Source organism: Sphingobium sp. EM0848, assembly GCF_013375555.1.
GTDB lineage: Bacteria > Pseudomonadota > Alphaproteobacteria > Sphingomonadales > Sphingomonadaceae > Sphingobium.
Genome location: NZ_JABXWB010000001.1, coordinates 240,381 through 261,340 on the forward strand (window position 1 = coordinate 240,381; position 20,960 = coordinate 261,340).

At 59.9% G+C, this 20,960-nt stretch carries 17 protein-coding genes, 1 tRNA gene and 3 pseudogenes; 13 read left to right on the forward strand and 8 right to left on the reverse strand.

Going from position 1 to position 20,960, the window contains the following annotated elements:
• The first annotated feature begins 16 nt into the window (after positions 1 to 16).
• The 4 genes from HUK73_RS01140 (at position 17) to HUK73_RS01155 (ending at position 4,629) form a co-directional block, all read left to right on the forward strand.
• Positions 17 to 91 (forward strand) — tRNA-Gln (locus HUK73_RS01140).
• 570 nt (positions 92 to 661) lie between these two features.
• Complete coding sequence (locus HUK73_RS01145) at positions 662 to 1,498, forward strand: SirB1 family protein (RefSeq protein ID WP_176590259.1); 837 nt, start codon at positions 662 to 664, stop codon at positions 1,496 to 1,498.
• A gap of 25 nt (positions 1,499 to 1,523) precedes the next feature.
• Positions 1,524 to 2,012 carry a YaiI/YqxD family protein gene (locus HUK73_RS01150; protein WP_176592750.1) on the forward strand — a complete coding sequence of 163 codons (489 nt, stop codon included), beginning with the start codon at positions 1,524 to 1,526 and terminating at the stop codon, positions 2,010 to 2,012.
• Between the two features lie 310 nt (positions 2,013 to 2,322).
• Positions 2,323 to 4,629 (forward strand): TonB-dependent receptor, encoded by a 2,307-nt coding sequence (locus tag HUK73_RS01155; protein ID WP_176590260.1) that lies wholly within the window; start codon positions 2,323 to 2,325, stop codon positions 4,627 to 4,629.
• A gap of 105 nt (positions 4,630 to 4,734) precedes the next feature.
• Here the strand turns inward: HUK73_RS01155 and HUK73_RS01160 are convergent, their stop codons facing one another.
• Complete coding sequence (locus HUK73_RS01160; RefSeq protein WP_255326153.1) at positions 4,735 to 5,997, reverse strand: MFS transporter; 1,263 nt, start codon at positions 5,995 to 5,997, stop codon at positions 4,735 to 4,737.
• Positions 5,998 to 6,011: 14 nt separating this feature from the next.
• Between HUK73_RS01160 and HUK73_RS01165 the strand changes: the two genes are divergently transcribed.
• Positions 6,012 to 6,890, forward strand: a complete 879-nt coding sequence (locus HUK73_RS01165; RefSeq protein ID WP_176590261.1) for a LysR family transcriptional regulator — start codon at positions 6,012 to 6,014, stop codon at positions 6,888 to 6,890.
• 81 nt (positions 6,891 to 6,971) lie between these two features.
• Here the strand turns inward: HUK73_RS01165 and HUK73_RS26630 are convergent.
• A pseudogene (locus tag HUK73_RS26630) lies at positions 6,972 to 7,118 on the reverse strand (IS5/IS1182 family transposase); the annotation flags it as partial.
• Positions 7,119 to 7,139: 21 nt separating this feature from the next.
• On the opposite strand from HUK73_RS26630, the pseudogene HUK73_RS26635 reads away from it, so the two are divergent.
• Positions 7,140 to 7,298: pseudogene (locus tag HUK73_RS26635) on the forward strand (TetR/AcrR family transcriptional regulator); the annotation flags it as partial.
• A 6-nt stretch (positions 7,299 to 7,304) separates the two neighbouring features.
• Positions 7,305 to 7,484, forward strand: a pseudogene (locus HUK73_RS26640) (integrase core domain-containing protein); the annotation flags it as partial.
• Here the strand turns inward: HUK73_RS26640 and HUK73_RS01180 are convergent.
• Together HUK73_RS01180 and HUK73_RS01185 are read right to left on the reverse strand one after the other, a co-directional pair.
• Positions 7,476 to 8,093, reverse strand: coding sequence for a TetR/AcrR family transcriptional regulator (locus HUK73_RS01180; protein WP_176590263.1), 618 nt, complete (start codon positions 8,091 to 8,093; stop codon positions 7,476 to 7,478). The pseudogene HUK73_RS26640 and the gene HUK73_RS01180 overlap by 9 nt on opposite strands.
• A 56-nt stretch (positions 8,094 to 8,149) precedes the next feature.
• Complete coding sequence (locus HUK73_RS01185; RefSeq protein ID WP_176590264.1) at positions 8,150 to 8,314, reverse strand: hypothetical protein; 165 nt, start codon at positions 8,312 to 8,314, stop codon at positions 8,150 to 8,152.
• A 15-nt stretch (positions 8,315 to 8,329) separates the two neighbouring features.
• On the opposite strand from HUK73_RS01185, the gene HUK73_RS01190 reads away from it, so the two are divergent.
• The 4 genes from HUK73_RS01190 (at position 8,330) to HUK73_RS01205 (ending at position 14,014) form a co-directional block, all read left to right on the forward strand.
• Positions 8,330 to 9,625, forward strand: coding sequence for a DUF1214 domain-containing protein (locus HUK73_RS01190; protein WP_176590265.1), 1,296 nt, complete (start codon positions 8,330 to 8,332; stop codon positions 9,623 to 9,625).
• Positions 9,626 to 9,652: 27 nt separating this feature from the next.
• Positions 9,653 to 11,791 carry a TonB-dependent receptor gene (locus HUK73_RS01195; protein ID WP_176590266.1) on the forward strand — a complete coding sequence of 713 codons (2,139 nt, stop codon included), beginning with the start codon at positions 9,653 to 9,655 and terminating at the stop codon, positions 11,789 to 11,791.
• A 64-nt stretch (positions 11,792 to 11,855) separates the two neighbouring features.
• The gene (locus HUK73_RS01200; protein WP_176590267.1) at positions 11,856 to 12,938 is read left to right on the forward strand and encodes a Rieske 2Fe-2S domain-containing protein; all 1,083 of its coding nucleotides are present in this window, start codon (positions 11,856 to 11,858) and stop codon (positions 12,936 to 12,938) included.
• On the forward strand, positions 12,935 to 14,014 hold the full coding sequence (locus HUK73_RS01205; protein WP_255326154.1) for an alkene reductase: 1,080 nt from the start codon (positions 12,935 to 12,937) through the stop codon (positions 14,012 to 14,014). Before HUK73_RS01200 ends, HUK73_RS01205 begins: the two co-directional genes overlap by 4 nt.
• A gap of 493 nt (positions 14,015 to 14,507) precedes the next feature.
• On the opposite strand, the gene HUK73_RS01210 is transcribed toward HUK73_RS01205, so the two are convergent.
• On the reverse strand, positions 14,508 to 15,680 hold the full coding sequence (locus HUK73_RS01210) for an AraC family transcriptional regulator (protein WP_176590268.1): 1,173 nt from the start codon (positions 15,678 to 15,680) through the stop codon (positions 14,508 to 14,510).
• Between the two features lie 355 nt (positions 15,681 to 16,035).
• On the opposite strand from HUK73_RS01210, the gene HUK73_RS01215 reads away from it, so the two are divergent.
• Together HUK73_RS01215 and HUK73_RS01220 are read left to right on the forward strand one after the other, a co-directional pair.
• Complete coding sequence (locus tag HUK73_RS01215) at positions 16,036 to 17,313, forward strand: sulfotransferase (RefSeq protein WP_255326155.1); 1,278 nt, start codon at positions 16,036 to 16,038, stop codon at positions 17,311 to 17,313.
• A gap of 65 nt (positions 17,314 to 17,378) precedes the next feature.
• Entirely contained in the window at positions 17,379 to 18,560 is a 1,182-nt protein-coding gene (locus HUK73_RS01220) for a DUF1214 domain-containing protein (RefSeq protein ID WP_176590269.1), read from the forward strand.
• Between the two features lie 147 nt (positions 18,561 to 18,707).
• Here HUK73_RS01220 and HUK73_RS01225 read toward each other — a convergent pair whose 3' ends face one another.
• The 3 genes from HUK73_RS01225 to HUK73_RS01235 form a co-directional block, all read right to left on the reverse strand.
• Positions 18,708 to 18,851 carry a hypothetical protein gene (locus tag HUK73_RS01225; protein WP_176590270.1) on the reverse strand — a complete coding sequence of 48 codons (144 nt, stop codon included), beginning with the start codon at positions 18,849 to 18,851 and terminating at the stop codon, positions 18,708 to 18,710.
• Positions 18,852 to 19,024: 173 nt separating this feature from the next.
• The gene (locus HUK73_RS01230) at positions 19,025 to 19,795 is read right to left on the reverse strand and encodes an SDR family NAD(P)-dependent oxidoreductase (RefSeq protein WP_176590271.1); all 771 of its coding nucleotides are present in this window, start codon (positions 19,793 to 19,795) and stop codon (positions 19,025 to 19,027) included.
• A 31-nt stretch (positions 19,796 to 19,826) separates the two neighbouring features.
• On the reverse strand, positions 19,827 to 20,897 hold the full coding sequence (locus tag HUK73_RS01235; protein WP_176590272.1) for a Rieske 2Fe-2S domain-containing protein: 1,071 nt from the start codon (positions 20,895 to 20,897) through the stop codon (positions 19,827 to 19,829).
• Between the last annotated feature and the right edge of the window lie 63 nt (positions 20,898 to 20,960).

Genomic DNA, 20,960 nt, shown 5'->3' on the forward strand with positions numbered 1-20,960 from the left:
ATGGCCGGTTCGATGCTGGGGCGTAGCCAAGCGGTAAGGCAGCGGTTTTTGGTACCGCCATGCGCAGGTTCGAATCCTGCCGCCCCAGCCAGCCGAATCCTCTAGTTTCGGCCCGTTTCCAGTGATTTATGCGAAAATCATCATGGAAGGGAGTTGGGCCCGGTTCGGCCCATTTGGACCGGATTTGACACCTCTTTTATCGCGATTTTATCGGGGGAGGGGCCGATCAGGATGTCGGACTATGACCCGCATGCCTACTCTCACCCCTTCGCTCATCGATGGATTGACGAAGGGTTCGCTCAATGACGCGCTCATGCCGGGACTATCGATCCAGATTTCTGCTGCAAATTCATGATCTCGATATGGTGTATAGATAGCTGAGTCCCGCCGCCTGCTCCCCGACGCAATATGCTCATGGCTTAACGTCGCTACGTCCTCGTTCCGCCGCTAACCGCACGACATTTCTGTGAGGTTGGTGGACAGCTCCGGTCTGCAGCCCCATCTTTATGGTCGAACGGAGAATTGTCTTGGACAGGCTATCACAGATCGACGGCGCGATCGCGCGACTGACGCTCGAACACTATCAGATGATTAAACTGAACGGTGCTTGAGCGCCCAGGCAGAGGTGGAGCGCCTTTCGGCCGTGAGTAAAGGATATCAGTTGAACGACAGCATCGCATATCTCGGTCTGCTCGCCGATGAGGAGATCGAACTGGACAGCGCCGCATTGATGTTGAGCGCCCTCGACCATGAGGGCATGGATATAGAGCCCTATCTCGATCAGTTGCGCGTGATCAATGCCGCCGTCGAAGCGGCGGGCGAGGGCATGGACGCCGACGACTTGCAATCCGGCGAGGCGCAGGGCGCCCTGCTCGCGCAGGTGATCGGCGTCGATTTCGGTTTTGCCGGCGACAGCGAAAGCTATGACGCGCCACTCAACGCCGATATGATCCGGGTGCTCGACCGACGGCGCGGCCTGCCCGTCAGCCTGTCGATCCTCTATGTGGCGGTCGCGCGGAGGATGGGCTGGACGGCCAATGCGCTCAATACGCCTGGCCACGTGCTGGTCAGCATAGGGCCGCAAGAGGCGCCGGCGCTGATCGATCCCTTCCGCGGCGGAGCGCCGGTTGAGCCTGAACGATTGATAGTGCTGCTCAAGCGCGCGCTGGGTCCAGGCGTCTCGCCCGATGAAACGCATGTTGCGCCTATGTCCAATCGCATGACGCTCATACGCCTTCTGGCCAACCAGGCGACCCGCGCAGAACAGGCTGGCGACACTGCGCGGGCCTGCGCTCTTTACGAGCGCATGACTGTGGTCGCGCCGGAACACAGCGTTGCCTGGGGGGAAATGGCGAGGTTGCAACTGACGCATGGGGACGTGGGCGCGGCGCGTGCCAGCCTGAGCGCCATGCTGGAGATCACGCGCGACCCGGAACAGCGGAGCCAAATCCATGCTGCACTGGCCCGGCTTGCCGGGCAACGATCGAGTGGCGTATGAAATGATAGACATGCCTCAGACCAATATGCCCCCAATTCTTATCGATGCTGACGCTTGCCCGGTGAAGGACGAGATCTACAAGGTGGCGTGGCGGTATGATGTGCCGGTCATCGTCGTCAGCAACAGTCCCATCAGGGTGCCGGCGCATCCGCTTGTTTCACGAGTGGTGGTAAGTGAGGGGTTCGACGCGGCGGATGACTGGATCGTAGAGCATGTAGAAGCTGGCTCGATTATCATCACCGCCGACATATTGCTGGCCGACCGATGCCTGAAGGCTGGCTGCGGCGCGGTGATCGCGCCGACGGGGAAGCCCTTTACCAATGCGTCCATTGGCAATGCCGTGGCGGTTCGGGCGATCATGGCGGATTTGCGTGCCGGGGCAATGGCCGATGTTGGCGGGCCGGCGCCGTTCGGGAAGGCAGATCGATCGCGTTTTCTGTCGATGCTGGATGAGGCAGTGGTACGGCTCCGCCGGGAAACTGCGGCACGAAGTCGTTCGTCACCCATTCCCTAAGTAACGACCCAATCCGGTCGCTGAACGACCAATTCTGGTTTTCCAGCTGTGGGCCGGCTGCTTTTTGATCATCGTCCCTCAAAGCCGACCGATCCCGGAATGGCGGTTGGGAAAGGTAAACAGAACCGCCCATTGCCTTATGTTGCTGTGCAGCAACAGTTCAGGAGAAATTATACGTCCGTCCGGCAACCGCCGCCCCTTGTCACCAAGCCGCCACAATCTGCTCCTACCCGCCACACCGCCTGCGGCGAGAAATGATCAGGGAATCCAAGCGGCTGGCGTGAACAACAGGAATCTGGGGGAAATCATCTTGGCCAAATCCCACTTCGGACGCTCCGTTCTGCTGCTGACTTCGGCCTTGGCCGTGCTGTCGGCCGCGAACGCTGCCCATGCGCAGGAGGCGGGCGCCGCCGCCGGCGGCGCGCTCGACGAGATCGTCGTCACCGCTGAGCGCCGCTCGGAAAATCTCCAGAACGTCCCCGTATCGGTCGGCGTGGTCCAGGGCGATCAGCTGCGCGGCTTCCAGTCCGGCGGCGGCGACATCCTCGAACTGGCGGCGCGCGTGCCCGGCCTTTATGCCGAAACCACCACCGGCCGCATCTTCCCGCGCTTCTACATTCGCGGCCTTGGCAATATCGACTTCTACCTCGGCGCGTCGCAGCCGGTATCGATCATCCAGGACGATGTCGTGCTGGAACATGTGGTGCTGAAGTCGAACCCGGTCTTCGACGTCAATCAGGTGGAAGTGCTGCGCGGCCCGCAGGGTTCGCTGTTCGGCCGCAACACCACGGCGGGCATCATCAAGTTCGATACCATCCGCCCCTCGATGGACTGGCAGGGCCGCGCCTCAGCCAGCTATGGCAGCCATAACACCGTCACCTTCGACGGCGGCATCGGCGGCCCGATCGTGGCGGACAAGCTCGCCTTCCGCGTTTCGGCGCTTTACCAGCATCGCGACGACTGGGTCGACAATGCCTATAGCGGCACCAGCGCAGACGGCACGGTTTCGCCGAAAAAGGACGCCATGGGCGGCTTCAACGAAAAGGACGTCCGCGTCCAGCTGTTGATGACGCCGTCGGAAACGCTGTCGATGCTGACCAGTTTCCATTATCGCGATTATGACGGCACCTCGACCCTGTTCCACCGCGCCGCGCTGAAAAAGGGGTCCAACGACGTCAGCGCCGAACCACGCGGCATCGTTTCCTATGACGAGGCGATGAACAATCCGCAGGCCTACAAGACCTATGGCGCGTCAGAAAATATCGCGCTGGATTTCGGCCCGGTCACGCTGACCTCGATCACCGCCTATGAAACCACCAGCGGTTACAGCCGTGGCGACACCGATGGCGGTGCGGCCGCGAATTTCCCGGTCGGCGGCGTTCCCAACGGTTTCGGCCAGAGCCAGGGCCAGGTGCGCGATCTCGACCAGCTGACGCAGGAAGTCCGCCTCGCCAGCAATGGCGACAGCGCCTTCAAATGGCAGGTCGGCGGCATGTATTTCGACTCCCGCGACGTGACCGATTTCTATCAGCGCGCCTATTTCCTGACGACCGCCGCGCATAACCCCAACAACTGGGTCCGTCTGCGCAACATCAACACCAGCTGGGCGCTGTTCGGTCAGGCGAGCTATGAGATCGTGCCGGGCCTGACCCTGACGGCGGGTGGCCGCTATACCGAGGACGAGAAGTCGACCCGCCTCGTCCGCGCCACCGCCAATGCGGCGGGCGTCTCCACCTATACGGGCCGTCGCTATGTGAAGCTGAAGGGCGATGAGCCGAGCTGGGACGTCAGCCTGCTCTATGCGCTCAGCCCGGAAGTCAGCCTCTACGCCCGTGTCGCGCGCGGTTTCCGTGGCCCGACCATCCAGGGCCGTTCGGCGGTGTTCAACAGCGACTTCACCACGGCGGATTCGGAAACGATCATGTCCTATGAAGGCGGCATCAAGACAAGCCTGCTGAATAACCGGGTCCGTTTCAACCTGACCGGCTTCGCCTGGAAGGTGAAGAATATCCAGCTGAACGGCAATGACGTCAACGGCAACGGTATCCTGTTCAACGCGAAGGCGGCAAAGGCCTATGGCATGGAAGCCGATCTGGAAGCGCGCCCGATCGACAATCTGACCCTTTCGGCGGGCCTCAGTCTGCTGCACACGGAAATTGACGACGCCAATGCCGAAGCGCAGGTCTGCGCCCTCAATGGCGTGGTGGTCTGCACGGTCGAAAACCCGCTGCGCACCGTGTCGACGGCGTTCGGCCCGGTCTATCTGGCGAAGATTGACGGCAACCCGCTGCCCAACGCGCCCAAATATACGGCGAACATCGCGGCCCGCTATGACGTCCCGCTCGCCAATGGCGGGAAGGCCTTCATCGCGACCGACTGGAACATTCAGGGCTATACCAACTTCGTCCTCTACAAGACGAAGGAGTTTTATTCGAAGGGCGACTTCGAAGGCGGCCTGAAGATCGGCTACACCGCGCCGGGCGGTAAATATGAGGTCGCCGCCTTCGCCCGCAACATCACGAACGAGAAGAACCTCAAGGGCGTGATCGAAAACTATATGGCGGCAGTCTTCAACGAACCCCGTATCATTGGCGTGTCATTGAGCGGCAAGCTGTAAGGTGAAGCCCCCAATCCTCCCCATGCTCGCCATGGGGAGGATTGGAACTGAGGTAAGCGCGAGCCCGCCCGGCCGCCTTTTTGATTCCCGGTTGCGGAACGTCCGCTAACTGTGCCTGGGGCGAGTGAAGATCGCCCCAAGGCTTAGCAGCATGCCGATGGCTGCTACGGCAATCCAACCACCAATCCGCCAGCCCTGCATGCCGACAGCCGATCCCAAGGCAGCGCCAAGAAACATGGTGGTCATGAACAGCGTGTTGATCCGAGCCCTCGCTTCGGGCCGCAGTGCGAAAATGATGTGCTGGTGCGAGATCAGTGTCGACTGTACGGCGAAGTCCAGCAGGATCACACCTGCCACCATGCCCGCCAGCGTCCCCCACGCCCCCAGCAACAGCCAGCCAATCAGGGAAACGGCGGAACCGGCCGCGATCACGCGATAGGGGCCGTGACGATCTGCGATCCGCCCAGCGAGAGGTGCAACAAATACTCCCACGGCGCCGATAATGCCGAACAATCCTGCACCTGCAGCACCGATATGGAAAGGCGACTCCGCCAAGCGCAGGGCTAGAACAGTCCAGAAGGCCGAGAATGCTCCAAACAGGGATGCCTGTGTCAGCGCCGCGCGACGTAGCTCGGGAAGATCACGCCACAGGTCGAACATCGATGCTATGAGTGAACGATAGGGCAGGCGTTCCGCATTATGCAGTTGGGGCAGTATAAGGGCCAGCGTCAATGCCGTGAGCAACATCACAGGAGCAGCGGACAGGAACACGGCTCGCCATCCCCAATGGGCCGCAATCAGCCCTGCCAATGTGCGGCTGAGCAAAATTCCGATCAGCAGACCAGACATGACCGTGCCGACCGTCGCACCACGCTTCTCCGGCGCAGACAGGTGTGCGGCCAACGGAACCAGTTGCTGGGCAACGCTGGCCGCAAGACCGAGCAGCACCGAGGCAGCCACCAGAAAGCCTGCGGACGGCGCAACGCCGGTCAACAATAGCGCCATGGCGAGAAGAAGAAACTGTCCGATGATCAGGGGCTTGCGATTGGCGATATCGCCGAAGGGCACGATGAAGAACAGGCCGATCGCATAGCCGATTTGCGTGGCCATCGGGACATAGGCCGTCGCGCGCTCGCCTAGTGACTGGACCATGAGTAGCAGCATCGGCTGGTTGTAATAGATGTTCGCGATTGCGAGCCCTGTCGCCAGCGTCAGCACAAACAGCAGGGGCTGGTTCAACTGCACGGCTCGCACGTCTCTTTCGGCGGTAATAGTTGTCATGATCGCCAATCCATAAAATGATGTCGCGGCGGATATGGCCATATATCGATTTTCGTTGTAGTCATGAAATATGATGACCCGGAACATCAAAAATTGATACAATGAACCTGTCTGACGTCGCCCTGTTCGTTGCTGCTACCGAAGCTGGCAGCCTTGCCGGTGCCGCCCGGCGCAGTGGCACAAGTGCGTTGCAGGCGTCGCGGCGTATAGCGGCGCTGGAGCAGGATATGGGCATCCGCCTGTTTCATCGGACGACCCGCGCCTTGACGCTGACCGACGAAGGGGAACGGTTTCTGCCCTATGCCCGCACCATCATGGATGCGCACATAGAGGCACGCGCTGCGCTCGGAGTTGAAAGTGGTCAAGTGACCGGGACACTGCGCCTCACTGCCTCCCTGGCATTCGGCCGCAAAGTGGTCACACCTGCGCTTATCGACTTTTTGAAGCTTCATCCGCAACTTGAAGTCAATCTCGTGCTATCGGACCACGTCCTTGATCTGGTTGCGCAGGGGCTGGACCTGGCCATCCGCGTCACATCCCGGTTGCGGGATAGCAGTCTTGTCGCCCGTCGGTTAGCCGACAATCCACGCGGGCTATATGCTGCTCCTTCTTATGTGGCGGCTGCGGGCATGCCGCAGAGCCTGGCCGAACTGGCGACACATGATTGTCTACCCGACGGATCCACCACTTTTTGGACTTTTCGAACGGGTGATCGGACGATCCGACAAAAGATCGGCGGGCGCCTGTCGACCCACAGCATCGACGCTATTCATCAGGCCTGCGTGGAGGGCGCTGGAATCGCTCTTCTGTCGGAATGGGACGTGAAAGAGGATCTCGCTTCCGGCAAACTCATACCCGTGCCGATAGCGAATGCGAAACCAGAACCGATGGTGATCATGGCAGTCTATCCGTCCGCGCATCTTCTTCCATCAAAGGTGCGCCTCTTCATAGACTATATGCGCTCCCGACTTTCACTTTGATCGCTCGGCTATCGTAAGCTTGGAAAGAGATCGCCTCCGGCACCGACCCTTGCCGGTCACTCAACGGCTGATTTCCTGCTCCTCAATGCGGACGGGCATCGCGAGCTTGCGCAGGTTCTGGGCCGCATCGCCATAACCCGTGTCGGCCGCCAGGCGCTGAAGGCAGATGCCGAAGCGCTCCTGTGTCCTGTCGATCGCCGTCACCTCGGCCTGACGGATGGCCGTGCTGACGGTTCGCATGTCGCTCATCGGTTTGAGGAACTCTTCCGCAGGTTGGTGGATGAACTGCCGCTGCCATCACATATCGATCGCTCGATCTATCGCAATATTCTCCTCTCGCAGCTTAACTCAGCAGCCGACTGGTATCGACCCGGCCGCTTCGCACCCCACGAAATCGCTGCCCAGATCGTCATCACCCTCCACGTCGAGCCCGGCAACCCTTGAGAGAATGGCTATATCGAGAGCTGCAATGCGCGCCTGCGGGATGAACTGCTCAATGGCGAGATCTTCTACAGGCTCGAGGAGGTGCGGATCGTTACCGGCTGGTGGCGCGATCATTGCAACCGGGCACGCCATCGCGCGAATCTAGCTCACATTCAAAATCGTCCGAGCGGTCTTCCGGAGGATGCCCTTGAATGCGGCCAGCTCCACTGGGTCGTCGGGTCGATAGAGATGGTCGTCGCCGAGCTGATCGGGATTGCAGACATAGTGCAGGATACTCCCGCTCAGCAGATTGACGAGATACATGGAATGCACGTCCGCGAAGCGGCCGGTTGCGATACCCTCCCGGATGATGCCGCGCAGCAGCGCCAGGGCGTCGCTTGAATAGGCGGCCGGATAATTTTCCGAATATGCGGCATCGGCGCAGGCCCTGAGTACGAGTCGGGCGGCCGTCGGTCGCGTGACCATGAAATCGAGCCACGCTTCGACCAGCAGCATGAGCTTTTCCCAGGGATCCGTCGCGTCCGCCAGTCGCTCATGCGTCTGCCGGATCAGGCCGACATGAATGTCGCGGGTCAGATCCTCGAACAATTCCTGCTTGTTACGGAAATAATAGAAGATCGCTGCGCGTTTGATGCCGACCGAATCCGCGATCGTCTCCAGCTTGGCGGCGTCGTAACCCTGCTCGGCAAAGCATCTCTCGGCGGCGGCGAGGATGTTCTGGCGGGTTTGCTCGCCCTTGCTGAGCTTGGTTGCATGCACGTTCGATCACTCTGCCACATAAGAGGGCTGATCCATCGCACGCCGGTCCAACCCTGTCAATTGACTTGCCTGAAAGTCATAAATTGCAGCAATTTCAAAGAATGTCCAAAATTCTGACCAGCAATGTGGCGATGTAGCCATTTTTCTGACTTGCGAGTAAGTAATTTAATTGATAGTGAGAGCATGACAAACGCATCGCTGGCGTTGACCGGCATGCCCATCAGGAGAGTGCATCCATGAACATCGGAGACGAGGAGGCGATGAGTTTCTCACGCCGGCATCTGCTGGCAGGGAGTGGGGGGCTCGGGGCGTTTTTGATGGCAGGATCGATCCCATCTGCTGACGCGGCGGGCATCGCGGGCGATCCCCAGATGCTGCAAGCTTTCGATGCAATGCTGGCCCGCATCGGGAAGATCGCAGAACTGGCCTTTGCAAGAAGCACGGCCCGTTATCCCGATGCGCGCGCGGCAGGGCTGCTGCACATCATGAACAATATTGCGCTCGGGCTGTCGATGAATCTGCACAATGCGGATCCGATGAATCCTGAACTGTTTCACTTTTTCGATCCGACCCGCAAGCAGGGCGGCGACAATTCCGATGCGCTGTATCTGGCGGCGGCGATCGACGGATCGCAGGAATATCGTCTCCATGGCGATCGCGGCACGGCGAAGCATTTGTCGCTCACCACCGTGGATAAGGGGCCTCCCCCCTGGGGTGGCAAAACGGGCGGCGCGTTGTACGGGCGGGACATGGTCGTCGGCGCAGACGGTCGCTTCGAGGTCATCCTGAGTGCGCGCGAACATCCCGGTAATTGGCTGAAGCTGACGCCCGATGTCTTTCGTCTGACCATTCGTCAATTCTTTGCCGACTGGGAGAATGAGCGTCCCATGACGGCGAGGATCGAACGGCTTGGCCCACCTGCGGCGCCACCCGACATGTCCGCGGACCGGATCATGGCGGCATTGGATGCAACCGTGGTCTGGATCGAGAGCACGGTTCGCTTCTGGCAGGATACGATGGACCTCTTCCGCAAGACGCCGAACCAATATGTCGATTGGCGCAAGATAACCGGCAACAAGGTCAATGCCACGCCCGGCGGCGATCCGGCCTGCTGTTACTGGCAGGTGCCCAAGGGTAAGGCGCTGATCCTGCGCGTGACGCCGCCCGCCTGCGAATATTGGAACATCGAGTTCAACAATCCCTGGTGGGAAACCAACGATTATCGATATCGGCATACGGGTATCAACGGTCACAGCGCCGTGCTGGAAGAGAATGGTGAACTGATCGCGGTCGTCGCGCATCAGGATCCGGGGCTGCCCAACTGGCTCGATCCCTCGGGGCACACCGAAGGCATGATGGGGCGGCGCTGGATGTTCGCCGAGAGTGCGCCGCAGATCGAGACCATGCTGGTCGATCAGACGGATATCAGGAAGCATCTGCCCAAAACGGTGAAGATAATTTCTCCGGAGGGGAGGCGGGAGCAACTCGAGCGCAAAAGGCGCGGCCTGTACCGCCGCTTCCATTGGTTCTGAGCAGTAAATGATGTGGGGAGAGGGAAAATGAAATATTCAGCAATTCTATTGGCATCGGTGGCATTGACATCGGCCGCACAGGCGCAGGAAAGCAAGGACGAGAGTCAAGGCCAGAGCCTTCAGGAAATCATCGTCACGGCGCAGAAGCGCTCTGAGTCACTGCAGGACACGCCGATCTCGATCGTTGCGCTCGACAGTGCCGCGCTGGAATCCAAGCGTATCGCTTCGCTGACAGATATCGCTTCGGGGGTTCCCAATCTTCAGCTTTCGCCGCATCCGAACAGCTCTGTGTCGGTTCGGCCGATCATTCGTGGCGTGGGCGAACTGTCCAATGTGGTCACGCGCGATTCCCCCAACGCCATCTATGTCGATGGCGTTTATGTGGGACGCACCCAGGGCCTGGGAACCGATCTCGCCGAACTGGAGCGGATCGAGGTGCTTCGCGGGCCGCAGGGCACGCTGTACGGGCGCAACGCGACCGGCGGCGCGATCAGTTTCATCACGAAGGCGCCTGAACTGGGCGAAACCTGGATCAAGCAGGATCTGGGGATCGGCAATTTCGATCAGTTCCGGGCGCGGACGATCGTCAACCTCGGCTTCGGCGACAAGGCCGCGTTCCAGATTTCCTACCTTAAAAATCAGAAGGACGGATTTGTCCGTAACCTTGGCACCGGTTCGTCCCGCTTTGGTGACATCGACCGCGATGCCGTCCGTGCGGCGCTGCTCTGGAAGCCGACCGATGCTCTCGAAGTGCGTTATACCTACGATTCCGCATGGATAAATGACACATCTCCCTTCATTCAGATGGTGCCCCTTTATCCGGGCGAGGTGCAGCGGGTACGACAGAGCAACGCCGCCGTTCGCAATTTCCAGCCCAATGACACACAGGTCCAGGGTCATAATCTGACGCTGTCCTGGGACGTTGGTGACGACCTCACGGTGAAGTCGATCACCGGCTACCGCAGACTCAATTCATTCGAATATCAGGATTATCACAGCGGCGTTCTGGGGGCTTTCCCTATCTTCACCGTCAGTGACCGGGTCAATCAGGAACAGTTTACGCAGGAATTGCAACTGATCGGGAGCGCCTTCGACAAACGGCTCAAATATGTCGCCGGGCTTTATTATTTCACTGAAAATGGTGACGGCTTCAACCGGTCGGTGACGCCTGGCGGCGGCTCTACCAGTGCGGTCGAATTCGACAATAAAGCCTATGCCGTCTTTGGTCAGGCGACCTATACGCCTGCGATCCTCGACGACCGGTTGCATATCACCGCAGGGGCGCGCTGGTCCAAGGACAAGCGCGACGCCACGCTGGTGAAAACCAACTTTGCCGGTACGGCGCCAGGTGTCGTCGTCATCAACAATCGCGGTCGCCGCAGCTTCGATGATTTCGCTCCGACGCTCACCCTGGCTTTCGACATCAATCGCGACGTGAACATCTATGCCAAGGTCGCCAAGGGTTACAAGACGGGCGGGTTCAACCCGTCGGCCTCCTCGGCCGCGACTTTTGCTCGCGGATTTGGGCCGGAAACGCTGGTTTCCTATGAAATGGGTCTGAAGTCCGAATTCTTCGATCGGCGCGTGCGCTTCAATCTTGCCGCCTTCTATAACGACTATAAGGATATTCAGCTTAACGTCCTTGATCCGGTCAACCCACGCGTCAATGACGTCCTCAATGCTGGTAAGGCGCGGATTCAGGGTCTGGAAGCGGATATTTCCGCACGCGTCTTCCGGGGTATGACGTTGTCCGCTTCTTATGGCTATGTCGATCCCAAGTATAAGAAGGTCGTCGATTTCAACGGCAACGACGTCACCAGCGCTTTCCATTTCACGAACGCGCCCAAGAACAGCTTCACGCTGGCGGCTGACTATGCGTCTCCCCTGACGCCGATCGGCAAGTTCGACGCCAACGTGAACTATGCCTGGCAGGACCGCTATTTCGCGATTGCGAATGACCCGCGGTACATCGTCCGGTCGAACGGCCTGCTCGGCGCCCGTCTCGGACTGTCCGAAATACCGGGGCTGAAGGACGTGAAGCTGGCGGTCTGGGGCCGCAATCTGACGAACCGCAGCTATTACGCCGCCTCTTTCCCCGCAGGCGTTCCAAGCGCCATCTTCGGCGAACCGCGGACCTATGGACTCGACGTCAGCGTAAAATTCTGACGCATCGCCGGCGCGCGGGTGCGCGCCGGCCACTGCCCCGCATTGCGGGAAAGGAAAAATGAAAATGGCTCAAACAGCGGACTATGGCCTGGGCGAATTTGCCTATCCGCGCGGCTGGTTCATGGTCGCGGCATCCGATGAACTCCAGGGGGGGCCACTCGCGCTTCGCTATTTTGGGCAGGATATGGTGCTGTACCGGGGGCAAAGCGGCCGCGTTGTGCTGATGGATGCCTATTGCCCGCATATGGGCACGCATCTTGCCTACAGCAGCACCTCCTATATCGTCCGCGACGGCGTGCAGATCGACGGAGATTCGATCCGCTGCCCTTATCATGGCTGGCGCTTTGGGCCTGACGGCCGATGCGACGAGATTCCCTATTCGCCCGCGCCCATCCCCAAGGCGGCGTGCATTCCGACCTGGCCCGTTGCCGAGCGCGCGGGATGCGTGTTCGTCTGGCATGATCCCGAGGGCGGCGCGCCCGATTATGATCTGCCGGCCTTCGCCGAATGGGACGATCCGCAATGGGCCAACTGGACCATTGATCAGCTGGGCGAGCTGCCCTGCCATCCGATGGAGATCGTCGATAATATCGGTGACAAGGCGCATCTTGAGCCGATCCATGGCAGCATCGACATCCAACTCTTCGAAAATGTCTTCGAAGACCATGTCGTCTGGCAATATCTGCGCGCTGGCCATCGCACGCTTGCCGGAGACGACGGCGATGTTATGGTCAACGACACCTCCTATACCGGCCCCGGCATCCTCCAGTCCTGGATGAAGGGCGAATTTCCTTCGATCATGCTGTTCTGCCATACGCCGGTCGACGAAAATCGCGTCAAGCTGTGGCACGGCCTCACCGTGAAATCGGCCGAAGCCGAGGCCAGCCCGGAAACGATCGCGGCCATGCGCCCCTATCAGGAGGCCAGTTGCGCCGCCCTGTCGCAGGATGTCGAGGTGTGGGGCCGCAAACGCCCCTGCATCAACCCCATGGCGGTGCAGGGGGACGGGCCTTTCGGCAAGGTGCGCATCTGGTACAGACAGTTCTTCAATCCGCGCGCGCGTGCCGGAGAGTTTCAGAAACGCGTCAATGGCAAGGTCGTGACGAAGGGTACGGTCGAGGCCCCCTGGCCCGAGGCGGTCGCATGAGCATGGCGACGCTATTCGATCCCGTATCGCTGGGTGATATCGCGCTTGCCAATCGCATCGTCATGGCGCCGATGACGCGGAGCCGGGCAGGCGAGGGGGACGTGCCCACCGCCCTCATGACCGAATATTACCGCCAGCGCGCCTCGGCGGGTCTTATCATCACCGAAGGAACGCAGCCGAGCGCCGATGGCAAGGGCTATATGCGCACGCCGGGTATTCATAGCGATGCCCAGATCGCGGGATGGCGGGCCGTGACCGACGCCGTCCATGGTGAAGGCGGCCGGATCGTGTTGCAGGTCATGCATTGCGGCCGGATTGGAAGCACGCTCAACAAGGCGCCCGGCACGCGAACTGTCGCGCCGTCCGCGATCCGTGCGAAGGGCGAAATCGTGACCGAAACGGGGATGATGGCGTTCGACGCGCCGCATGCGCTCGAACTGCACGAAATCCCTCAGGTGATAGAAGAGTTCGCGCAGGCGACGCGCAACGCACTCGCCGCCGGTTTCGATGGGGTCGAACTGCATTGCACCAGCGGCTATCTGCCGGCCCAGTTCCTGTCATCGGGAAGCAATCAGCGCACCGACGGCTATGGCGGGAGCGCAGCCAACCGCATCCGCTTCGTCGTGGAGACAGTCGAGGCGATGGCGGCAGTGAGCGGTGCGGGGCGCGTCGGTTTCCGCATCTGCCCCGGCAATCCCTTCAACGACATCTGGGACGAGAATCCGGCGGAGACTTACGGCGCCTTGCTGGAAGCGCTCTCGTCGCAAGGGCTCGCCTATCTGCATCTGATCGATGTCGCCAATCCGCAGGTGGACAGTCTTGACCTTGCCAAGAGGCATTGGCGAGGGAGCTTGATCCTCAATGAAGGCATGACGCGCGCGCGCGCTGAGGCGCTGCTTGCGGATAACATGGCGCACGCCTTCTCGTTCGGGCGCCCCTTCATCGCCAATCCCGATCTCGTCAGCCGTCTTGAACGTGACATCGCCTTGGCCGATTTCGACCCTTCAACGCTCTATGCGCCTGGGCCTGAAGGCTATGTCGATTATCCTCCTGCATCTGCTGCACAGATGAGCTGAGCGTCGGAATATTTTCAGAGGCGGAAATTTTCTCCCTTCCGCTGGCTGATCCTGACCCTGGGGCGATGAAGGGGGAAGCCCCAGGGTGCTCTTTGCGTTTCAAGCGCACTGCGTCTGACGACGAATTCGCGAAGGCTGAGCAGGCGCGCGGCAAGATTATTACGAAGGTGGCGAATACGACGTTCGATGAATATCACCGAATTGTTCACCAATGACCTCCGGGATTCGCTGTATCAGAGGCAAAGGGATAGCGCCGGATGGGCGTTGTCGTTTTACCATTGGTGTCTACGCTACCTGACATTGCCATCAACTTAGAGCATTTTCTAGTCAGATGGGATCATCTGACGACTCGGAAAATGTGGAAAACAAAAGACAATCTGAGCATAATCCGATCCAATCCGATCGGATTATGCTCTAGTGCGCGGGCGTGCGACGAGAAGAAGACGGAAGGCGCACCGTGGCCGGCGCCGCAGTGCCGATATGCACATATTATCTAACTGTGATGGCTCTTTCGGTATCTGGAAGGACTCATGCCCGTCCATTGCTTGAACTGCTGCCGGAAGCTATTGATATCGCGAAAGCCAGAACCGATGGCGACTTCTTCTATGGATATTCGTTTTTGCCGTAGGAGGTTCGCTGCGGCTTCGCGCCGCGCCGCTGCTTTGAGAGCGCGTATTGTTAATCCTTCGTCTGCCAGATAGCGACGAATGGTGCTGACGCTCCGACCTGTCATTCGAGCAAGTTCGGACAGGGACGGCACCCTATTGTCCCGTACCAGATGAGTTGTGTAAACGGCACGGATGCGGTCGTGCAGCGCGACGCCGCTTGGATTTTCCGCCAGGAAATCGAACGGAAATTCGGTTAGAAGCTTGTCCAGCTCCAGAGGCGTTCGAAGGACCGGCATGTCGAGGAAGTTTTTCGGGAACGAAATCCTGTTATTTTCGGACCCAAATTCTATTTCTCCCTTGAAGAAATCATTGACCGGATCGTTGGCGTAGTTCGGGCTATAGAAGAGCTCGACATGAAAATAGGAGTTGCTCATCCCAATGAGCCAGCTGTAGAATCTTGTGAAAAATGAAACGCCTGCAAGATCGGACAGAAAGGTCCCAAAATTTTTGCGCCTTCGCATGGTATCCATCGTCAATATTGCGACCTGATCGTCGGTATCCAATTGCAGATGTGCCAATTTGTCGCCACGCGTTCCGAAAAACTGTATCTGCCGGTCGATCACATCCTTGAATGTACGGCAATTGATAACGCAATGGCACATCAACCGAAATTCGTCGGGATGCATTCTGGGACGGCTGTCAAGCTGGCTCGAATGCATGCCGATCGTGACAACACATTCGCGATAGATCGCGGTCAAATCCCCATGGGACACATGTTTGACATTGCCAGCGAGCAAATCGAGATAATTGAAAGGTGCGCCGGCACCCGATAAAATCGCATCAGGGCGGCCACCCACGCGCTCGATCTTGCTGAGCAGTTCGATAACGCTTTGGCTTGCCGTGTCAGCTTTGGCTGGCGCCTTTCCTGATGCTTTCATGTCGCCTGTCTGAACAAATAACCATGGGAAACTGAATATAATCTCTTTCTCCAGCGAGGCAACGAGGCCTCGACCCGTGGTGACGCCGCTCGATCCGTCCGCACGGCGTGGCCCGGACATATCTCGTTCACCCGCAACCCACGCTCAGCAAAGACACGCGCATCACCTTGAACTTCCAAGTCGTTTCGCTGTCGCCATCCGTACAAGCCAACGTCATCGTCTCGTGTGATAGTGCCCAGTGGCGGCGAAACAAATCGGATTACTGATCAAATATACATGGATTTATGGTCATACGCCATTGCTCTGGCGCGAGTGACCCCGTGCCGGGCCGAGAGAAGAAGGGATAGGCATGATCAAAAACCACAGTAAATTTGCTCGAAAACCGCGTTCGCTTTCGGTCTCGTCGCGCTAGATTGCGTGCATGAGATGGCGGCGCGTCCGAGCGATCGCCGGTGATGCCAAAGAGAGCAAGGCAATGACAAACAGGTCGATGGAAGATCGTTCCAACTCCGAGGTGGGGCCTTTCTGGTCTCCGCCACCGCGTCCCGAATGGCTGGCGCGATTTCTGGAAGAAACCCGGTCCTGGGATGCGCATGGCGTATCGCCGCTCGATCCGCAGGAATTGATCGAAACCGCCCGGTGCAATACCGGTCTGACCGACTTTGGCGCCGACGATTGGCGCGAACCCTTCGAGATACTTCTCAAGGCAATCGAGGAAGAAGCCGATCTGCACCTGTTCGGCCGGATCTGGACGCGGCAGGAGATGCTTCTTTTCCTCGAGAACCGCCTGCGGATCGAGGATGTCTATCAGAGGCATCCCGAGATCGACGACGAGGTGATCGAGAAGCCGATATTCATCACGGGGCTTCCGCGCTCGGGTACGTCGCTGCTTTTCGAGCTCATCGCCCGGGACAAGCAACTCATGGCACCGGCCAATTGGGAGTTCGTATTGCCCTGTCCGCCGCCCGAGGCGGCCACTTACCGAACCGACCCGCGGGTTCCGACGGCACAGGACCTCATCACGCAAATGCAAAGGGTGGCGCCGAGCTACCAGGCGATGCACGAGATGGGGGCCTGGATACCCAATGAATGCGGCGTCGCCTTCCGGATGAGTTTCCGATCGCAGCATCTCGCGGCCGCCTATCAGGTTCCAAGCTATTCGGGGTGGCTCTTCGCCGCAGACCCGGCGCCGGCCTATCGCGACTATAAACGCCTCCTGAAATTGCTGCAGTGGAAGAACCCGCGGCGGCATTGGCTGCTCAAGTCCCCCGAACATCAATCCTGCCTGCCGACCCTGTTCGACGTTTTCCCGGATGCCCGGGTGGTCGTGACGCATCGCGATCCGGTTCGGGCTCAGGGGTCGGTGACGAACCTGCTCGGCACCTTATACTGGATGCGAAGCGACAAGCGTTTCGACGCGGCGGCTTTCGAGCAATTGCTTACCCCCGAAGGGACCGCCGCGCGGCTCGACCAGATGATCGACTGGATCGAGACAAGGCGGATTCCGTCCGTCCAGATATTCCATTCGCGCTACGCCGATTTGGTCGATACGCCGATCGAAACCCTGGAGGGCCTCTATGCGCAGATGGGTCTTGAGGCGAGTGAGGCCTTCCTTGCCGAAGTCAAAACCTATCTTGCCGGCAAGCCAAAGGGCAAGTTCGGCGCGCATCGCTACGCCGTCGACGATGCGCCCGAAACGCGCGGCGTCTTTCACCGCTATGAGTCCTATTTCGACGTTCCGCGCGAGGCATGAGCGCTGCATCGCGCTCGTAGCGCTTCGCTGCTTTCATATGAAATCCGGGAAATGAGGGAAAAGCCATGAACAACGACCATGATCCCGTCCTTCGCAATGCGTGGCATCGCTTCTGTGACGACCTCAAGGCATCGGGCGATATCGCCTTTCGCGAGACGGCAGCCAGCAATCCGGTTGACCGGGCGGCGGGCATCCGCCTGCTGTCGCGCAACATTGCCCTGGCGCTGGCCTTCGAGTTCGAGAACAAGGATTCCGCTCACCCCGAATTGATGCATTATTTCAATCCGATGCGAAAGCAGGGGGGCGACAATAGCGACGCCCTTTATGTGGGCGCTCCCATCAACGGCACCGACACCTATCGCGTGACGGGCCATCGCGGCACGGCGCGCTATTTTGGCGTCACAGTCGTCGAGAAGGGGGATACGCCCTGGGGCGGAGGCGTCGCGGGAACGCTGTTCGGCGACCAGATCGAGGTCGCGGCCGACGGCAGCTTCGAGCTTTATCTCAGCCCCGACCCGCAGCCGGGCAACTGGATCAAGACGACACCTGAAACATTCCGGGTCACCTTCCGCCAGTTCTTTGCCGACTGGGAAAATGAAAAGCCAATGGAGGCGCGGATCGACCGGCTGACCGGCGATGGCACGCCGCCCCAGCTTTCGGTTGACAGTGTCGTGGAGGGACTTGCCGGGGCCGCCGACTGGGTGGACCGATCGGTGATCTACTGGGCCGACATGATCGACAAATGGAAATGCCAGCCCAATATTTTCCTTTCCTATCGCCAACTCGACGACAACAAGATCGACGCCACTCCGGGCGGCGAGCCGCTGATTGCCTATTGGAAGTTGCCCGAGGACGAAGCGCTGATCATTCGCGTCCGGCCACCCAAAGCACAATATTGGGCGGTAGAGTTCGGGAACTATTGGTGGGAGACGATGGATTATCGATATCGGCTTGCAAACACCAATTGCCATTATGCCGCACTGGAGGATGACGGCGAGTTGATCGTCGTCATCAGCCATGATGATCCCGGCCTACCGAACTGGCTCGATCCCTCCGGCCACAGCGAGGGCTATGTCACCTATCGCTGGATGCTTGCCGACCATTATCCGGTGCCGACTTGTCAGCAGTTTAAGCGGAGCGAACTCTTCGCGCATCTGCCGGACGGGGTGAAGCGGATCGGCTCCGACGAGCGCCGCGATCAACTCGCCGAGCGGCGGCGCGGTATCGTGAAACGCTTCAAATGGTGAGCGCGTGTTTACGCCGGGCTGATCTGCGTTTGCCGCCGCTGTCGGACTGGGCGCTGCGGTCGCCCATGGACGTCATATTGCGCCATTGCCCACTTCCAGTTGTTCAGCTGGAACTGCACAAACTGGCTGTAGCTATCGACATGACCGTCATAACGGCCGCAGGAAGAGCTTCGCCTTGTCGGCGGCAATCAGGGCCGGAACCCTCTTAAAGCCCAACCGACGTGCGGCTTCCACGCGGGCCTCGCCAGCAAAGATCATATGATCGGCATCGACGACCAGCACCGGCCACAAAAGAGGCCCCGTGTCCGACCAGGCCGATTTGGGTGTCCTACGGTTTTTGAAACGGGCGGGTCTGGAAGCCGGTTGCTCGGCGCTGACCATTCCAGTCGAGCGGGGATATCGTCACCCGGTTGAGGGCGCGCAGCGTCTTTCTGTGTCGACCTGCGCGCTGCCCAGGGTGATGATCAGACCCCAAAGCCCCCCGCGACCGAAATGGTCTGGCCGGTGATGTAATTGGCATCGTTGGAGGCCAGGAACACGGCGGTCTTGCCAATATCCTCCGCCTTGCCCCAGCGCTTGATTGGCAGCAGCTTCTTGACCTCGCGCTCCCAATTTTCGTCGAAATAGCCTTCCTTCTGGCCGACCTTGAACTGGCCCGCGTCGATCACGCCGACCAGCACGCTATTGGCGCGGATTTCGTGCACGCCCTCTTCCTTGGCGATGCCCTTGACCAGCGATTCATTACAGGCCTTGGGCGCGACCGACAGGCCGTCGAGATGCGGCCACCAGTCATGCCCGCCCGAACCCAGATGGACGAAGGAACCGCCGCCCTTGGCACGGAAATGAGGGATCGCGATGCGTGCGGCATAGTAGAAACCGAAAGCTTCGATCTCCATCGACGCGCGGAACTGATCGAGGCTCCAGTCGGCGATATTGACCTGTGCCACGATCGGTCCGGCGCCCCAGACGATGCTGTGGATGCGGCCATGGACCTCCACTGCGCTGGAAAAGCCGGCTTCCAGTTCCTCATAGCTGCGGGCGTCGGCCTGATGGATGCTCGCCTTGCGGCCCATGGCGCGGATTTCCGCCGCCGCCGCCTCTGCGCTTTCCTTCTTCGAGCGGTAGAAAATCGCGACGTCCGTGCCAGCCTTGGCGAATTCCAGCGCGACATCCTTGCCGATACCGCCGCTGCCGCCAAAGACCGCTACTGCGCCTTCAGGAAAATTCCTGTCCATTGTCGTCTTTCCTTAAGAGAATTGGAGTTGCTTATTCGACGGTTTCCAACCCCGGCGCGGGCGCCATGCCGCTGGTGTGGTGGATGCCGTTGGCGCGGGCCTGATAGTCGGCGGCCTTCGCGCGCGGATTGTAGAATTGGCGATACCAGGCCCGGACGCGATGGAAGGGGCCATCGGTCGGCAGGCGTAATATGTTGAACGCAGGTCCCTTCGTCCGCCAGATCGCGAAATCCTGGGAGAAGGCGGCAAGCCCCGCCTGATGATATTGGTCGCGCAGGGCCGCATCCTCCGCAGTTGGCGGCGTATTGAGCGCGCGCGTGATGATGCTGTGCCAGACCTGCGTCACGCCATCCTCCTTGGGCGTGTGGCAGATGATCTGCACCGCATCGGTTTCGCCAGAAAAGCGGGCTATGAGGATGCCGGGGCCAGTGTAAAAGGCGTCGACGTCCAGCACGCCGCTCTCGCTTGTCATGGTTTCATGGCCGCCGCCGGAGATCTGTTTGCCGACCACGCCATCAAACAGGGAGTCGAAATAGGCGAGTTTCTGTCCGTGGATCGGCCCGAAATGCCGGGTGTCGACCAGATTGTCGAGAATCTCCTGAGGGTGAACGTCAAGCGTGCCGAGGTCATCATAATCGCCGTGCATCCATTGCGGGTCGTCCCATTCGGGCAGGGCGGGCAGTGCATAATCCGGCGCTCCTTCCTCCGGATCATGCCAGGCGAAGACGCAGCCGAAGCGTTCTTCGACCGGCCAGGCGCGCAGCTTGGCGGCGGGCGGGATGGCGCCGTCATGATAGGGGATGTGGTCGCACTTGCCGTCCGGTCCGAAGCGCCAGCTATGATAGGGGCAGCGGATCGAGTCCCCTTCGACCCGTTGGGCGGCGGCCCCGGAGGTCTGCTCGGCGGCGAGATGCGCCTGCATGTGCGGACAATAGGCGTCAAGCAGCACGACCCGCCCGGATTCGCCGCGATAGATCACCAGTTCCCGCCCGAACATGCGGAGCGCGCCGGGAATATGGGTCACGTCGGCTGCGCGTGCCACCATCAGCCAGCCGCGCGGAAATGTGAATTCGCCCAGATTATATTCTGCGGTCGTCGCCATCTGTCCTCTCCCGCGATGAATTGTCTCAACGTCTGAGGGCGAAAGTGGCGGGTCGCAGGGGCG

Bases quoted from the DNA above. Each gene is read 5' to 3' on its own strand.
- HUK73_RS01150 (WP_176592750.1), top strand. From the start codon at position 1,524: ATGCCCCCAATTCTTATCGATGCTGACGCTTGCCCGGTGAAGGACGAG.
- HUK73_RS01160 (WP_255326153.1), bottom strand. From the start codon at position 5,997: ATGTTCCGGGTCATCATATTTCATGACTACAACGAAAATCGATATATG.
- HUK73_RS01165 (WP_176590261.1), top strand. From the start codon at position 6,012: ATGAACCTGTCTGACGTCGCCCTGTTCGTTGCTGCTACCGAAGCTGGC.
- HUK73_RS01185 (WP_176590264.1), bottom strand. From the start codon at position 8,314: ATGGGCATGCCGGTCAACGCCAGCGATGCGTTTGTCATGCTCTCACTA.
- HUK73_RS01190 (WP_176590265.1), top strand. From the start codon at position 8,330: ATGAACATCGGAGACGAGGAGGCGATGAGTTTCTCACGCCGGCATCTG.
- HUK73_RS01195 (WP_176590266.1), top strand. From the start codon at position 9,653: ATGAAATATTCAGCAATTCTATTGGCATCGGTGGCATTGACATCGGCC.
- HUK73_RS01200 (WP_176590267.1), top strand. From the start codon at position 11,856: ATGGCTCAAACAGCGGACTATGGCCTGGGCGAATTTGCCTATCCGCGC.
- HUK73_RS01205 (WP_255326154.1), top strand. From the start codon at position 12,935: ATGAGCATGGCGACGCTATTCGATCCCGTATCGCTGGGTGATATCGCG.
- HUK73_RS01210 (WP_176590268.1), bottom strand. From the start codon at position 15,680: ATGTCCGGGCCACGCCGTGCGGACGGATCGAGCGGCGTCACCACGGGT.
- HUK73_RS01215 (WP_255326155.1), top strand. From the start codon at position 16,036: ATGACAAACAGGTCGATGGAAGATCGTTCCAACTCCGAGGTGGGGCCT.
- HUK73_RS01220 (WP_176590269.1), top strand. From the start codon at position 17,379: ATGAACAACGACCATGATCCCGTCCTTCGCAATGCGTGGCATCGCTTC.
- HUK73_RS01230 (WP_176590271.1), bottom strand. From the start codon at position 19,795: ATGGACAGGAATTTTCCTGAAGGCGCAGTAGCGGTCTTTGGCGGCAGC.
- HUK73_RS01235 (WP_176590272.1), bottom strand. From the start codon at position 20,897: ATGGCGACGACCGCAGAATATAATCTGGGCGAATTCACATTTCCGCGC.